The sequence below is a fragment of the Microbacterium sp. Z6_144 genome (assembly GCF_057197625.1).
The window spans coordinates 861,593-876,278 of record NZ_JBXVPT010000001.1; the positions used below are offsets into that span (position 1 = coordinate 861,593).

At 69.7% G+C, this 14,686-nt stretch carries 16 protein-coding genes; 9 read left to right on the top strand and 7 right to left on the bottom strand.

The window, feature by feature from the left end; genetic code table 11:
• The first annotated feature begins 5 nt into the window (after positions 1-5).
• The 4 genes from rplA (at position 6) to AC2DGY_RS04200 (ending at position 3,215) form a co-directional block, all read left to right on the top strand.
• The gene (gene rplA, locus AC2DGY_RS04185; RefSeq protein ID WP_484508443.1) at positions 6-698 is read left to right on the top strand and encodes a 50S ribosomal protein L1; all 693 of its coding nucleotides are present in this window, start codon (positions 6-8) and stop codon (positions 696-698) included.
• Between the two features lie 176 nt (positions 699-874).
• Complete coding sequence (locus tag AC2DGY_RS04190) at positions 875-1,678, top strand: amino acid ABC transporter substrate-binding protein (RefSeq protein WP_484508444.1); 804 nt, start codon at positions 875-877, stop codon at positions 1,676-1,678.
• Between the two features lie 63 nt (positions 1,679-1,741).
• Positions 1,742-2,407 carry an amino acid ABC transporter permease gene (locus AC2DGY_RS04195; RefSeq protein ID WP_484508445.1) on the top strand — a complete coding sequence of 222 codons (666 nt, stop codon included), beginning with the start codon at positions 1,742-1,744 and terminating at the stop codon, positions 2,405-2,407.
• Positions 2,394-3,215, top strand: coding sequence for an amino acid ABC transporter ATP-binding protein (locus AC2DGY_RS04200; RefSeq protein WP_484508446.1), 822 nt, complete (start codon positions 2,394-2,396; stop codon positions 3,213-3,215). The genes AC2DGY_RS04195 and AC2DGY_RS04200 overlap by 14 nt, the downstream gene beginning before the upstream one ends.
• A gap of 27 nt (positions 3,216-3,242) precedes the next feature.
• Here the strand turns inward: AC2DGY_RS04200 and AC2DGY_RS04205 are convergent, their stop codons facing one another.
• Together AC2DGY_RS04205 and AC2DGY_RS04210 are read right to left on the bottom strand one after the other, a co-directional pair.
• Positions 3,243-3,518: an acylphosphatase gene (locus AC2DGY_RS04205; protein ID WP_484508447.1), complete on the bottom strand. Its 276-nt coding sequence runs from the start codon at positions 3,516-3,518 to the stop codon at positions 3,243-3,245.
• Between the two features lie 31 nt (positions 3,519-3,549).
• Complete coding sequence (locus AC2DGY_RS04210; protein WP_484508448.1) at positions 3,550-4,197, bottom strand: LysE/ArgO family amino acid transporter; 648 nt, start codon at positions 4,195-4,197, stop codon at positions 3,550-3,552.
• Between the two features lie 69 nt (positions 4,198-4,266).
• On the opposite strand from AC2DGY_RS04210, the gene AC2DGY_RS04215 reads away from it, so the two are divergent.
• Positions 4,267-5,187 (top strand): LysR family transcriptional regulator ArgP, encoded by a 921-nt coding sequence (locus AC2DGY_RS04215; RefSeq protein WP_484508449.1) that lies wholly within the window; start codon positions 4,267-4,269, stop codon positions 5,185-5,187.
• Here the strand turns inward: AC2DGY_RS04215 and AC2DGY_RS04220 are convergent.
• The 4 genes from AC2DGY_RS04220 to AC2DGY_RS04235 form a co-directional block, all read right to left on the bottom strand.
• Positions 5,148-6,176 carry an NADP-dependent oxidoreductase gene (locus tag AC2DGY_RS04220; RefSeq protein ID WP_484508450.1) on the bottom strand — a complete coding sequence of 343 codons (1,029 nt, stop codon included), beginning with the start codon at positions 6,174-6,176 and terminating at the stop codon, positions 5,148-5,150. The two genes, AC2DGY_RS04215 and AC2DGY_RS04220, sit on opposite strands and share 40 nt — an antisense overlap.
• Before the next feature lie 143 nt (positions 6,177-6,319).
• Positions 6,320-6,835, bottom strand: a complete 516-nt coding sequence (locus AC2DGY_RS04225; protein WP_484508451.1) for a MarR family winged helix-turn-helix transcriptional regulator — start codon at positions 6,833-6,835, stop codon at positions 6,320-6,322.
• A 1-nt stretch (position 6,836) separates the two neighbouring features.
• The gene (locus AC2DGY_RS04230; RefSeq protein ID WP_484508452.1) at positions 6,837-8,522 is read right to left on the bottom strand and encodes an MDR family MFS transporter; all 1,686 of its coding nucleotides are present in this window, start codon (positions 8,520-8,522) and stop codon (positions 6,837-6,839) included.
• A 95-nt stretch (positions 8,523-8,617) separates the two neighbouring features.
• Positions 8,618-9,298 carry a YqaJ viral recombinase family protein gene (locus AC2DGY_RS04235; protein WP_484508453.1) on the bottom strand — a complete coding sequence of 227 codons (681 nt, stop codon included), beginning with the start codon at positions 9,296-9,298 and terminating at the stop codon, positions 8,618-8,620.
• A gap of 276 nt (positions 9,299-9,574) precedes the next feature.
• On the opposite strand from AC2DGY_RS04235, the gene AC2DGY_RS04240 reads away from it, so the two are divergent.
• The 3 genes from AC2DGY_RS04240 (at position 9,575) to rplL (ending at position 11,864) form a co-directional block, all read left to right on the top strand.
• Positions 9,575-10,558 carry a hypothetical protein gene (locus AC2DGY_RS04240; protein ID WP_484508454.1) on the top strand — a complete coding sequence of 328 codons (984 nt, stop codon included), beginning with the start codon at positions 9,575-9,577 and terminating at the stop codon, positions 10,556-10,558.
• A 355-nt stretch (positions 10,559-10,913) separates the two neighbouring features.
• The gene (gene rplJ, locus AC2DGY_RS04245; protein WP_484508455.1) at positions 10,914-11,429 is read left to right on the top strand and encodes a 50S ribosomal protein L10; all 516 of its coding nucleotides are present in this window, start codon (positions 10,914-10,916) and stop codon (positions 11,427-11,429) included.
• Between the two features lie 45 nt (positions 11,430-11,474).
• Complete coding sequence (gene rplL / locus AC2DGY_RS04250; protein WP_484508456.1) at positions 11,475-11,864, top strand: 50S ribosomal protein L7/L12; 390 nt, start codon at positions 11,475-11,477, stop codon at positions 11,862-11,864.
• 64 nt (positions 11,865-11,928) lie between these two features.
• On the opposite strand, the gene AC2DGY_RS04255 is transcribed toward rplL, so the two are convergent.
• Positions 11,929-12,975, bottom strand: a complete 1,047-nt coding sequence (locus tag AC2DGY_RS04255; RefSeq protein WP_484508457.1) for a LacI family DNA-binding transcriptional regulator — start codon at positions 12,973-12,975, stop codon at positions 11,929-11,931.
• Between the two features lie 245 nt (positions 12,976-13,220).
• Here AC2DGY_RS04255 and AC2DGY_RS04260 point away from each other — a divergent pair, with 245 nt between their 5' ends.
• Complete coding sequence (locus AC2DGY_RS04260) at positions 13,221-14,576, top strand: ABC transporter substrate-binding protein (protein WP_484508458.1); 1,356 nt, start codon at positions 13,221-13,223, stop codon at positions 14,574-14,576.
• Positions 14,577-14,686: the final 110 nt, after the last annotated feature.

Consider the following 14,686-nt stretch of genomic DNA (forward strand, 5'->3'; position numbering starts at 1 on the left):
CGAACATGGCTACCAAGTCCAAGGCGTTCCGCGCCGCCGCCGAGAAGATCTCGGCTGACAAGTTCTACACTCCGACCGAGGCCGTCGCCCTCGCGAAGGAGACCGGTTCGAAGAAGTTCGACTCGACCGTCGAGGTCGCGCTCAAGCTCGCCGTCGACCCGCGCAAGGCCGATCAGATGGTCCGCGGCACCGTCATGCTCCCGCACGGCACGGGCAAGACCGCCCGCGTCATCGTGTTCGCAACCGGCCCCGCGGCCGAGGCCGCGATCGCCGCGGGCGCCGATGAGGTCGGCGGCGCCGAGCTCATCGAGCGCGTCGCCGGTGGCTGGACCGACTTCGACGCCGCCGTCTCCACGCCCGAGCTCATGGGCCAGGTCGGTCGCCTCGGCAAGGTGCTGGGCCCCCGCGGTCTCATGCCGAACCCGAAGACCGGAACGGTCACTCCGAACCCGGCGAAGGCCGTCGAGGAGATCAAGGGCGGAAAGATCGAGTTCCGCGTCGACAAGCACGCCAACGTGCACTTCGTCGTCGGCAAGGCCTCGTTCTCGGCTGACCAGCTCGACGAGAACCTGCAGACGGCGCTCGAGGAGATCGTCCGTCTGAAGCCGTCCAGCGCGAAGGGCCGCTACATCCAGAAGGGTTCGGTGTCGACGACGTTCGGCCCCGGCATCCCGCTGGACGTCAACGTCATCGCCTGACGCTCCGACGCGCTCGTCACGAAGGGCTCCACCTCCGGGTGGGGCCCTTCGTCCGTCAGGCAGGCCGTCGCCTGCAACGCGGCGTCACGATGGCATGAACCGGGTCCCAGCCGTGTTGTACTCGAGAATCCCGCGGGTCGCCGACCCGCACCGCCGTCACACGTCAGGAAACCCGCATGTCTCGTCGCCGTCCGACCGTCGCCGCCGCTCTGATCTTGTCCGCAGCGCTGGGCCTGGCCTCGTGCAGTGGCGGAGCCTCACCGGGTGCGACGCCCGCCGGTGACCAGTACGGTCTGGTAAACGCCGGCACGCTCACGGTCGCGACCGAGGGCACCTACCGTCCGTTCAGCTTCCATGACGCCTCTGGAGACCTCGTCGGATTCGACGTGGAGATCGCGGAGGCGGTCGCCGACAAGCTCGGCCTGGAGGTCCGCTTCCGCGAGACGCAGTGGGACGCGATCTTCGCCGGCCTCGACGCCGGCCGGTTCGACGTGATCGCGAACCAGGTGTCCATCAACGCGGAGCGCGAGGAGAAGTACCTCTTCAGCGAGCCCTACACGGTGTCTCCCGGAGTGATCGTCGTGCGGGCGGACGACGACTCCATCACGAGCTTCGACGACCTGGACGGGAAGACCACAGCCCAGTCGCTCACCAGCAACTGGTACGAGTTGGCCACCGACAGCGGCGCGACCGTGGAAGCCGTCGAGGGCTGGGCGCAGGCCGTTGCTCTGCTGCAGCAAGGGCGCGTGAACGCGACCGTCAACGACAACCTCACCTTCCTCGACTACGAGAAGAACGAAGGGCCGAGCGGGCTGAAGATCGCCGCCGAGACCGACGACCCCGCATACAACGCGCTGGCCTTCACCCAGGACAAGGACGCGCTCGTCGAGGAGGTCAACGCCGCCCTCGCCGAGTTGCGGGACGAGGGCGTGCTCGCGGAGATCAGCGAGAAGTACTTCGGCGCGGACGTCACAGAGTAACGTCTCTGCATCGCCTGCCCGAGCCTGAGCGGCGAGCGGATCCAGCTGCCCGGGAAGGACACCATGGATGAGACGTGGACGCTCATCGTCGACTCGTTCTGGCCGCTGCTGCTGGCGGGCCTCACCGGCACGATCCCGCTCGCCCTCGCCTCGTTCGCCCTCGGCCTGGTGCTCGCCCTGGGGGTGGCGCTCGTGCGGCTCTCCCCGAACCCGCTGCTGTCGGCCATCGCGCGCCTGTACATCTCGGTGATCCGTGGGACGCCGCTGCTCGTCCAGCTCTTCGTGATCTTCTACGGGCTGCCGTCGGTGGGCGTGGTGATCGATCCGTGGCCGGCGGCGATCATCGCGTTCTCCCTGAACGTCGGCGGGTACGCCGCCGAGGTCATCCGCGCGGCCATCCTCTCGGTGCCGAAGGGGCAGTGGGAGGCCGCGCACACCGTGGGGCTGTCACCGGGCAAGACCCTGACGCGCGTCGTGCTGCCTCAGGCGGCCCGCGTGTCGGTGCCGCCGCTGTCGAACACCTTCATCTCGCTCGTGAAGGACACGTCCCTCGCGTCGCTCATCCTCGTGACCGAGCTGTTCCGGCGGGCGGAGAACATCGCGGCCTTCACCTATGAGTTCATGGTCGTCTACCTCGAAGCCGCCGCTATCTACTGGCTGTTCTGCCTCGTGCTCTCCAGCGGTCAGAGCGGGATCGAGAGGAAGCTGGATCGCTATGTCGCCCACTGATGCTCCCGGTGGCGACCCGCTCGCCCCGGCGGCCGGACCCGTCGATCGGCCGCTCCTGCGCGTGAGCGGACTGACCAAGAGCTTCGGGCGGGATCTCGTGCTCGGCGGGGTCGACTTCGAGGTGCGTCGTGGTGAGGTCGTCGTCCTCATCGGCCCCAGCGGGTCGGGGAAGACGACGGTGCTGCGGTGCCTGAACGGCCTCGAGGTCGCCGACGCCGGCATCGTCGACTTCGACGGCGGCCCCGCCGTGGACTTCTCGCGCCGGGGGACGAAGGCGGACCGGCGGGCGCTGCGCGATCGGTCGGCGATGGTGTTCCAGCATCACAACCTGTTCCCCCACCGCACCGTGATCGAGAACGTCGTCGAGGGCCCGGTGCACGCTCACCGCACGGCCAGGGGCGAGGCCGTCGCCCAGGCGGAGGCGCTGCTGGATCGCGTCGGCCTGGGCGACAAGCGCGACGCCTATCCGTTCGAACTGTCGGGTGGGCAGCAGCAGCGGGTCGGCATCGTCCGGGCTCTCGCGCTGAAACCCGACCTTCTGCTCTTCGACGAGCCGACCAGCGCGCTCGATCCCGAACTCGTCGGGGAGGTGCTGCTCGTCCTCCGCGAACTGGCCGATGAAGGCTGGACGATGATGATCGTGACGCACGAGCTGGGTTTCGCCCGGCAGGTGGCCGATGAGGTGCTGTTCTTCGACCACGGCCTCATCGTCGAGCGGGGTACCCCCGCCCAGATCCTGACGCGACCGGCGCACGAGCGCACGCGCCGGTTCGTCGACCGGATCCTCCGCCCTCTCGACGGGGGGTGAGGGTCCTCGAGCGGGCTCCGGTCGGGGTTACTCGCTCGGGCGCACCTCGAACGAGGCGTCCGCCGCGGCCGGCACCTCGGATGCTTCCACAGCGCTGACCTCCGATCCCGGCGGGCCCTGCCGCATCCACCCGAGCAGGGTGTCCACGGCCTCGGACTCGCCTTGGATCTCGGCCTCGACGCTGCCGTCTCGGCGATTGCGCACCCAGCCCGTGACGCCGGCCCTCCGCGCCTGAACGTGCGTGGAGTACCGGAATCCGACGCCCTGCACTGTCCCGCGGACGATCACGTGAAGACGCTTCATCCCCCCATCGTCGCGTACGCGGTGCACCGCGTCAGTGCGGGAGCACGAGACTTACCGCGATCCCGATCATCACGACGGCGATGACGGCGTCCAGGATGCGCCACGCTTTCGGGGTGGCCAGCCACCGACCGAGGAACCGCGCACCGAAGGCGAGCCCGAAGAACCACAGGATGCTCGCGGCCATCGCCCCCGCCGCGAACACCCACCGGTCATCGCCGTGCGTGCTCGCCACCGAGCCGAGGAGGAAGACGGTGTCGAGGTAGACGTGGGGGTTGAGCCACGTCAGCGCCAGGCAGGTCAAGACCACCGGAGCCAGGCGCACGCGCGTGCTCACGCCACGGGCATCCGGCGCCGCGGTCGCGGTCGTCGGCGGGCCCGCCTGGAGCGCCTGGCCGTTCGGTCGCAGTGCGCGGCGGGCGGCCAGCAGGCCGTAGCCGACGAGGAAGAGCGCGCCGGCCCACCGGATGACATCCACCAGCCACGGCGCAGCCTCCAGCACGAGCCCGATGCCGGAGACGCCGAGCGCGATGAGCGCGGCATCCGACGCGGCGCAGATCATCGCCACCGCGACCACGTGCTCGCGGCGGACTCCCTGCCGCAGGACGAAGAGGTTCTGCGCGCCGATCGCGACGATGAGCGAGAGGCCGACGCCGAACCCGGCTGCCAGGGAGGTGATCACACCGCGACGCTACGGCGTCGACGGCAGCGAGTACAGTTCAGGATTCTTCATAACCTTTAGTATTACTTCATGTCCGTGCCTCTCGACCTCGCGCGAACCCTCGCGGTGATCCTCGACGAGGGAACCCTCGAGGCCGCGGCGCGGCGCCTTTCGCTCACACCGTCCGCCGTGAGTCAGCGGGTGCGGGCCTTGGAGGAGCGCCTCGGGCGGGTGGTTCTCGTCCGCACCAAACCCGTGCAGGCCACCGACGCGGGCCGCGCCATCGTGCGCCTGGCCCGTCAGCTCGACCTCCTCGAGCACGATGCGCTCGCCGACATCGGCGCCGACGGATCGGGAGCGGCCGTCGTACCGCTCGCCGTCAACGCCGACTCGCTCGCCACGTGGTTCCTCGCGCCGCTGGCACGTCTGACCGAGCGGCGGCAGGTCGTGTTCGAGCTGCACCGCGACGACCAGGACTTCACCGCCGGTCTCCTGGAATCGGGCACCGTCATGGGGGCGGTCACGTCACGGGAATCGCCCGTCGCCGGTTGTCGCGTGCGACCGCTCGGGATGCTGCGCTACGAGGCCCTCGCCGGCGCGGGGTTCGCCGCACGGTGGTTCCCCGACGGTGCCGACGCCGATGCCCTCGGAAGTGCGCCGGTCGTGGATTTCGACCGACGTGACGACCTGCAATCGCGCTGGCTCGCCGCGCGCGGCGTGACCGGCGCCCCGCCGCGGCATCTGGTTCCCGCGTCGGCCGACTTCGCCACGGCCATCCGTCTCGGCCTCGGGTGGGGGCTCCTCCCGCGCTTGCAGTCGGCGGAGCATCTCGCCTCCGGTGCCCTCGTTCGGCTCGGTGGTCCGCCGGTGGACGTTCCGCTGTTCTGGCAGCAGTGGAATCTCACCTCGCCCCTGCTGGACGCCATCGCCGATGAACTCGTCGCCGAAGCGCGTCGGGTGCTCGCTCAGCCTCAGTCGCTCACGCGGAGGACGAGCTTGCCGCGCGTGTGACCGCGTTCCAGCTCCACGTGTGCGGCGGCGGCGTCGTCGAGATCGAACACCTGGTCGACGTAGACCTGCACCGCTCCGGAGTCCAGCAGTCGCGAGATGGTGGCCAGCACCCCGCCGTCGGGGATGACCTTGTAGCTCGTCGCCCGCACCCCCGCCGCCGCTGCCGCCTCGGCGAAGTCCGGCCAGCCGCCGGTGGGCACCTCGATCAGGAGACCTCCGGACCGCAGCACGCGGAGGGAACGCGTTCCGGTGTCGTCGTCGGCGTTGCCCACGAGGTCGATCACGACGTCCATGTCGCCCGCCATGTCTTCGAAGCGCTGCGTCGCGTGATCCAGCACGACGGCCGCTCCCAGATCGCGCAGCCAGTCGGCGTTGCGCGCGGAGCCGGTGGCGGTCACATGCGCACCGAAATACGCGGCGAACTGGATGGCGAAATGTCCGACGCCGCCGCTGCCGGCATGGATGAGGATGCGCTGTCCCTCGTGCGCCAGCGCGGTCTCCACGACAGCGCCCCACGCCGTCAGGGCCGCCAGCGGGACGCCCGCCGCCTCGACGTGGGAGAGGGAGGCGGGCTTGCGCGCGATCGACAGGGCGGACGCGACGACGTACTCGGCGTAGGTCCCCGACGCGCGGGGGAACGCCGCCATCCCGAACACCTCGGTGCCCGCGGGGAAGGGGTACGCCTCGAACGGCGCCTTCACCACCACGCCGCTGAAGTCGTACCCGAGCGTCGAGGGATACTGGGCGATCGCTGCCGAGACGCCGGCGCCGTGGCGCGTCTTGGCATCGATGGGATTCACCCCGGCCGCGACCACCCGCACGAGCACCTCGCTGAGGACCGGCGTCGGAACATCCACCTCGCCGGTGTGCAGGCTCGCGTTCCCGCCACGATCGAACAGGGAAGCACGCATGCGCGCCGGCGGCGTGGGGGGAGGCGCCAGCACGGTGTCCGTCGGAGTGGACTCGGGGTGCAGCGGCCGAAATCTCATCCGTCGCTCCTTCCGTGCAGTCGGCGTCGGCAGCACTGGTGCTGGGGACGAGCCCAGTCAACCCGAGCAATGTCTCGCCGGTGTTACACGGGCGTCACTGTGCGGAGAAGCTCCGCGCCGCGGGAGGGGGCGGAGCTACCGTGTCAGGGCGACTCGCCGGGTGGCCGGCCGTTGGCCAGTGCCGACAGGAGGACGGCGGCGTGGCGGATGTCGTCGGTCGACCATCCGTCCAGCGCGGCGACCAGGCGGCCGCCGTGCGGGGCGCGGGCTGCCTCCAACCGCTCCGTGCCCAGGGGCGTGATCGCGATGAGACGCGAGCGCCGGTCGGTTGGGTCGGCGGTACGCGTGACGAGGCCGAGGGCCTCCAGCTCGGTGGCGCTGCGACTGGTCAGGCCCTTGTCGGCGCTCAATCGCTCCGCGAGCGCCGACAGGGTCACGGGGCCCACGCGCTGGACGGAGGAGAGCACCTTGAACGTTCCCGGCAGCATTCCCGGGCTGGCGGTCTCCGCGGCTTCCGAGAGGAGGCGGCGGAAGACGGTGACCAGTTCGGAGAAGGAGCCCTCCAGCGCCCGGATCGCCTCGGCGCGGTCATCGCCGTGGGCGAGCGCGGGGGAGTCGGATGCGGGGGAGTCGGGCACGGGGGAGTCGGGCACGGTCACGTCAGCCATCTTCGCCGATGTCCCGGCCGCGGCGCGCCGGCTGGCGAGGCGCTGCCGGCACGGACCCCGTGGCGGCCAGGGCAGCCATCCCCTCCGCGGCCGACACCGTCGCGAGATCGGCTTCGCTGGCGGCAATCCGCTCGGCGGTGGTCATCCGGGTGAGGGGGTGGTTCGGCAGGAAGACGATCGCCAGCAGGCTCAGCACGGCCACGGGGACGGCGATGAGGAACGCCTGGGCGATCGAGGCGGCGTAGACGTCTTCGACGATGACCCGGACGACCTCGGGCAACGCCGAGACCTGCGGGAGCGCGCCGGAGCGCAACTGCTCGGCGACGCCCGCGCCATCGGCCCCGAGGCCGGCGATGGCCGCCGCGATCTCCTCCTTGCGGCCCGCCAGGAGGGAGCTCACGGAGGCGGCGACCGTCGCGCCCATGACGGAGACGCCGACCGTGCCGCCGAGGCTGCGGAAGAACGCCACGCCCGAACTGGCCGTGCCGAGCACCGACGGCTCGGCGGTGTTCTGGACGATGAGCACGAGGTTTTGCATCGTCATGCCGACGCCGGCGCCGAGGAGGAACATGTAGATCCCGACGAGGACGAGCGACGTGTCGTAGTGGATCGTCGAGAGCAGGAACGAGCCGGCGATCAACAGCACCGCCCCGAGCACCACGTAGGCCTTCCACCTTCCGAACCGGGTGATCAGTGCGCCGACGACGACGGAGGCGATCAGGAGCCCGGCGATCATCGGGATGGTGAGCAGGCCCGCCTCGGTGGGCGAAGCGCCGCGGGCGAGCTGCATGTACTGGCTGAGGTACACCGACGTGCCGAACATGGCCAGGCCCGTGGCGATGGAGGCGATGACGGCGAGGGTGAACGTGGTGTTGCGGAAGAGGCTCAGGGGGATCAGCGGCTCGGAGACTTTCAGCTCCGTGACGATGAAGAGGATGGTGGCCAGGGCTGCCCCGCCGACCATGAGTGCGGTCTCGGTGCTGGCCCACTCATAATTCTGCCCGGCGTTGGTGATCCAGATGAGCAGCAGCGAGACCGCCGCGGCGAGGAAGACGATGCCGAGGTAGTCGATGCGGGCCTTCCGGGGCGGATGCTTCGGCAGGTGCAGAGTGCGCTGCTGGATGACGAGCGCGGCGACGGCGAAGGGGAGGGCGACGAAGAAGTTCCAGCGCCATCCGAACGCGTCGGTGATGAGGCCGCCCAGGAGCGGCCCGCCCACGGTGGCCACCGCCATGACAGCACCGAACAGTCCCATGTAACGGCCGCGCTCACGCGGGCTGATGATGTCGGCCATGATGACCTGGCTCAGGGCGGCGAGCCCGCCCGCGCCCAAGCCCTGGACCGCGCGGAAGGCGATGAGCGTCTCGGGGTTCTGCGAGAACCCGGCGGCGGCGGTGGCGAGCACGAAGATCACGATGGCGATCTGGATGAGCAGCTTGCGGTTGAACAGGTCGGCGAGCTTGCCCCAGATCGGCGTGGAGATGGCCGTCGTCAGGAGGGTGGCCGTGACCACCCACGTGTAGACGGCCTGGTCGCCGTCGAGGTCGTGCACGATGACCGGCAGGGAGGTCGAGACGACCGTGGACGCCAGCATCGATACGAACATTCCCAGCAGCAGCCCGAGGAGGGCGGGGAGGACGCGACGCGGGGAATCCGTCACGGGGGTGTCGAGAGCCATGCGGGCCTTTCGCCGAAGAGGGGGTCCGCGACGACGACGGCGCGATCGTTGACTTCTGTCAACGATACGCCTCTTGCTTGACTTATGTCAACGAACTACTCGGCCAGAGCGAGTGCCCGGAACGCCTCTCGGGGGCGGGATGCGGTGCTCTGTGGCGCCGCATCCGCGCGTGCCGTCGTGGTGCGCCGGTGCAATTCGTCGATGAGCGCGGTGGCGAGTCCCACGAGCTTCGCGATCTCGCGTTCGTCGCGGTCGATCCACTGGCAGCGCGGCTCGTCGTCGACGGGCACGAAAGCGTCGTGCACCTCCCAGGCGACCAGGGTGCGGTCGGCGCCGAGGACGTGCTGCTGCCACCACACCTGTCGCAGGTACGTGCGAGGAATGCTGCGCCAGGTCTTGTTGGTCGTCTTGATCTCCGCGAGCACGACGCGGCCGGCCGCATCCACGGTCACGCCGTCGGGTGTGGCGAGGTGCCGCTTCTCCACGACGGCGTGGAAGAGCGCCGAGGACGGCTGGATGCCGTGGGTCGCAGCCACCCATGCCGCGATCTCGGGCTCGCGCAGCCGGCCGTGCGCGGTGTAGGCGTTGCCGGAGAATCCCGAGCCCATCAGCTTCGCGTCGGCGGCGCGGGGGATGGAGCCCGGGCCGGTGAGGGCCGCGACATCCGTGGCCGTGATGCCCCGCGATCGCGCCCGGATCCACGCGACGCGGTCGCGCGAGTCCGCCACGATCCGCGCCGCCAGCTGCGGGCTGCGCGAGACGAGGTCGGGGGACATGTCTTCGACCCTAACCCCCGCACCCGAAGCCGCCCGCCCGACCCGCCGCCCCCCGGGGTCCCGCCCGCGCGGCCCCGCCCCGCCCCCGCCCCGCCCCCGATCGCACGGCATCTCACCGAGCGCACGGCTTTCCGGCGCTGATACGTCGTGCGTTCGGTGCGAAGTGGTGCGCTCGGCGATGGGCGTGGCTCCTCCACAGGGGGGCGGGCGGCGGGGGGTTTGCACAGAGGGGAGGAAAGCGGGGCGCGAGGGGGCGCGGGGGGCTGGGGTGGGAGGATGCGCAAACTCGCTCAGGAGGAAGCCGGGGCCGCCCTGCGAAGCCGAGAGCACTATCGGCTCCTCGGCGTGGGCGAGCGTGAACTCGTCGCTCTCACCAGGGCCGGCGAACTGCGGAAGGTCAGGCGCGGGTGGTGGGTCGACAGCGTGCTATGGAATGAGCTGTGGCCCGAATCGCGCCATCTCCTGCATGTCACCGCCGTGGCTCGCGACGGTCGGAGCGCCGGAGCCGCAGCATCCCACCACTCGGCCGGAGTCCTGCACGACCTGCCGTTGTACCGCACGGCGCTCCCGCGGGTGCACCTCACGACGCCTCACGCGGGGCGCATCTCCAGCGGAGAAGACGTCATGCGGCATGTGCACGTGCTCGCGGATGACGACGTGACGGTGGTGAACGGCATCCGGTGCACCACCCTGGCCAGGACGACGTTCGACCTCACGCGGGTCCTCTCGCCAGAGGCGGCTCTCGCCGTGGCCGACGCCGCTCTTCGTCAGGTCGCCGTCCGCGGTCACCACTACGACGAGGACAGCGCTGAACAGTGGCGTGAGGATCAATTCCGTCGGCTCCGCAACGCCGCGGGTGCACGGGGCGTGCGCCAGGCCCGCTGGATCACCGAGATCGCCGACGGGCGCGCGCAGCTGCCCGGGGAGAGCGTCAGCAGGCTCCAGCTCCTGCGGCTCGGCTTTCGCGTGCTGCGTCTGCAGGTGCCCGTCCGCTCGCCGAACGGCGGCTGGTACTGGGTCGACATCGGGTTGGATGAGGCCGGCGCATGGGGCGAGTTCGACGGCGCGATGAAGTACCTCGATGAAGCGATGCGGTCGGGTCGCACGGTGGAGCAGGTCATGCTCGCGGAGAAGACCCGAGAGGACTGGATCCGCGGCACCACGCATCGGCGCTTCGCGAGGTGGGGCGACGCGCACATCGACACCCCGGCGTCGCTCGGCGCGCGACTCGCGGCCTTCGGGATCTACCCGCCCCGCTGAGCGCGAGCGTACGGCTCCCCACCGAATGCACGATGTTGCTGCGAGATCAGGCCGTGCGGTCGGTGAGAAGCCGTTCGCTCGGTGGGGGTGGAGCGGGATTTGGCGGGGGAGGGGAGGGCGCGTATGCTGGGAGGAAGCCAAAGACCGCCGGTCATCGGCGTGCGCGCCAGCGCATGACGATCGAAGCTCTGCGAAAGCAGGGGCCCGCGCAGGTGTACGAACGACTTCCCGGATCGGGAATCGAGCTCCGTGCGCTTGCGCCGGAGCTCTTCTGTTTTCCTGGGGTCGAGAACACCGGATGCTGCGGCCCGACGCCTCGCCATCGCGGAGCGTCTCGTACACACAAGGAGTGGCCATGGCGCAGAAGGATGCATCGGTCGCCGAGCTCACGAAGAACTTCGAGGACTCGACCGCCGTTCTGCTGACCGAGTACCGCGGTCTGACGGTTGCCCAGCTCAAGGAGCTGCGTAACAGCATTCGTCAGGACGCGGAATACGCCGTGGTGAAGAACACGCTGACCAGGATCGCCGCGAACAACGCGGGGGTCACCGGCCTGGACGACGAACTCAAGGGTCCGTCGGCCATCGCCTTCGTCCACGGTGACCCGGTCACCGTGGCCAAGAGTCTGCGCACCTTCGCCAGGGCTAACCCTCTTCTCGTGATCAAGGGCGGGTACTTCGACGGTGCCTCCCTGACCGCGGATGAGGTCAACAAGCTCGCCGATCTCGAAAGCCGTGAAGTCCTGCTGGCGAAGCTCGCCGGTGCGATGAAGGCCTCGATGACCAAGGCGGCATACGTCTTCAACGCGCTTCCGTCGAAGGCCGTTCGCACGGTCGACGCACTGCGCGAGAAGCAGGAGTCCGCGGCCTGACATCGGGCCCCGGCATAAGCGAAACCCCAATCAAGGAGAAACATCATGGCAAAGCTCAGCACTGAGGAGCTGCTCGACGCGTTCAAGGAGCTCACCCTCATTGAGCTCAGCGAGTTCGTGAAGGCCTTCGAGGAGACCTTCGACGTCACCGCAGCTGCCCCCGTCGCGGTCGCCGCGGCCGGCGCACCCGCCGGTGGCGCCCCCGCCGAGGAGGAAGAGGTCAAGGATTCCTTCGACGTCATCCTCGAGACGGTCGGCGACAAGAAGATCCAGGTCATCAAGGTCGTCCGCGAGCTCACCTCGCTCGGCCTGGGTGAGGCCAAGGCCGTCGTCGACGGTGCTCCCAAGGCCGTCCTCGAGGGCGCCAACAAGGAGACCGCCGACAAGGCGAAGGCTGCTCTTGAAGAGGCCGGCGCTTCGGTCACCCTCAAGTAACACCTGTTCTGCGAGAAGCCCCGGATGCTGCGGCGTCCGGGGCTTCTCCGCGTTCGCGGGAGCGTCAGCTGCGACCGAGTCCGGTGTCGGAGACCACCACCGCGAGTGCGGGGTCGGCCGGAGCCGTGGAGCTGCGCACGACGAGGCGGGCTTGCAGCCGGACTTCCGCATGCCCGGCGCTCGGATCCTCCATGGCGCGCAGCAGCAGATCCACGGCCGCGCGGCCCTGCTCCCTCGGCACCTGCTGCAGGGTCGTCAGGGAGAACATCTCGGCGTACTCGTGGTCGTCGATTCCGACGACGCTGAGTTCACCCGGGACCGGGATGGCCAGGCGCCGCGCGGCAATGATGGCGCCGATCGCGACCTCGTCGCAGGCCGCGACCAGGGCCGTCGGGCGCGATCGCGTCTCTCCCAGAAGATCGACCGCTGCGGCATAGCCCCCGGGCATCGATGGACCGGAGCGCACGTGCCTCGCCAGTTCGCCGAGCCCGGCGTCGTTCATCGCTTCCTCGTACCCCCGTAGACGCAGGCGGTCGACGTGCGCGAAATGCTCGTCGGAGCCTCCGCCGAGGAACACGATCGCCCTGTGGCCGAGCGCGATCAGGTGGTCGGTCGCCCGGCGCGCGGCATGGAGGTCGTCGATGGTAACGAGGCTTGTCCCTCCTGCCGCGCCGACCACGCTCACCACCGGCCGGCCCAGGCGATGGAGCTGTTCCCACTCGCCCTCGGCCGGTTCGATCCCCACGGCGATGAGGCCGTCGAAGCGGCGGCGGGGGAGGAAGTCCTGGAAGATGCGCCGCCGATCCTCGGTGCCCGGGGGCGCCTCATACAGCGTCAGATCGAGGTCGTGCTCCAGCAGAGCGGACTGGACGCCCTCGATCACCTCGGCGAAGAACCACCGGGCGACTGTCGGGACGAGCACGCCGATCGTCTGCAACCGGCCCGTCGCCAGGCTCACCGCGCTGGTGGAAGGGACGTACCCGAGGGAGGCCGCCACCTCGGCGACGCGGCGTCGCGTCTGGTCGGAGACGTACCCGCTGCCGGTGAGCGCGCGGCTGGCCGTCGACTTGGAGACACCCGCGACCCGCGCGACCTCGGAGATACCGTTCATTCGTCTCCTCATCCGCATTGCCGCACTGCCCTGCGCGAGAAAGGCTACCGCCGATCTGTCGAAATGGAACCGGTTGCGATGGCGGCTCTGGACAAGGGACCGTTCCCACACGTCATGAGAGCGCTCCCAGCGGGGGTTACGCAGTCGTGATCAATCATTCTTGTGCCCTGCACGGAAGTCGCATACCGTGGCCTGGAATCGGTTCCTCACGGGGCCGCACCAGAGTCTCAAGGAGGAGGAACCACATGGGCATGTCACAGCACCGTCGCCTTTGGGCGCCGCTCGCACTCGTCGGCGTCGCCGGCCTGGCGCTTGCCGGCTGCACGGGTGACATCGAAGCCGGGGGCGACGACGTCGACTGCTCGGACTACGAGGAGTACGGCACGTTCGAGGACGCCACCGTCACCATCAGCGGAACGATCCTCGACCTGGAGGCCGACCGTCTCGTGGAGTCGTGGAGCGACTTCGCCTCGTGCACCGGCATCGAGATCGACTATCAGGGCTCGGGCGAGTTCGAGGCGCAGATCGCGGTGCTCGCCGAGGGCGGGAACGCCTCCGACATCGCCATCGTGCCGCAGCCGGGCCTGCTGGCCCGCCTCGCCGCCGGCGGCTGGCTCATTCCGGCATCCCAGCCGGTGATTGACAACATCGACGAGGGCTGGGACCCGATCTGGAAGGAATACGCCACGATCGACGGCACGACGTACGCCGCCCCGCTGATGGCGAGCATCAAGGGCTACGTCTGGTATTCGCCGACCCAGTTCGAGGACAACGGCTGGGAGGTCCCCACGACCCTCGACGAGATGATGGAGCTGTCCGAGACGATCGCCGCCGACTCCGGCCACCAGCCGTGGTGCGCGGGCCTGGAATCCGCTGAGGCGACCGGATGGCCGGGCACCGACTGGATCGAGGACTTCGTGATCCGCGAGGCGGGCGCGGACTTCTACGACCAGTGGGTGACCCACGAGGTTCCCTTCAACGCGCCCGAGGTGGTCACGGCGTTCGACTCGGTCGGGGAGTACCTCAAGAGCGACGAGATGGTCAACGGCGGGTTCGGCGACGTCTCCACCCTGATCAGCACGCCGTTCCAGGAGGCGGGGCTGCCCATCCTCGACGACGAGTGCTCGCTGCACCACCAGGCCTCGTTCTACGAGACGTTCTGGAACTCGGACGGCGGGGAAGAGGTCACCGTCGCACCCGACGGCGACGTCTTCGCGTTCCTGATGCCTCCCGCCGGCGCCGACGACCCGCAGGCGGTCACCGGTGGCGGCGAGTTCCCGGTGGCGTTCCGTGACGCCGAGGAGGTCGAGGCTGTGCGCACCTACCTCTCCAGCGCCCTGTGGGCCAACAACCGCGTGAGCCTGGGCGGCGTCATCAGCGCCAACAAGGGCCTCGACCCGGCCAACGCCTCGAGCCCGCTGCTGGAGCAGTCCATCGAGATCCTGCAGGACCCCGACACCGAGTTCCGCTTCGACGGTTCCGACCTGATGCCCGGCGCCGTCGGCGCGGCGTCCTTCTGGCGGGGCATCGTCGAATGGGTCGGCGGACAGAGCACGCAGACGGTGGTCGATGAGATCGAGGCCAGCTGGCCCGCCAGCTGACCGTGAGCGGGCCGAGGCGGATGCTCCGCCCCGGCCCGCTCACTCATCCCGTCCGTATGCGCGGCGGGACCGGAGTGACGTTCTCCTCGGCAGGCGAGGCGAGAAAGGGC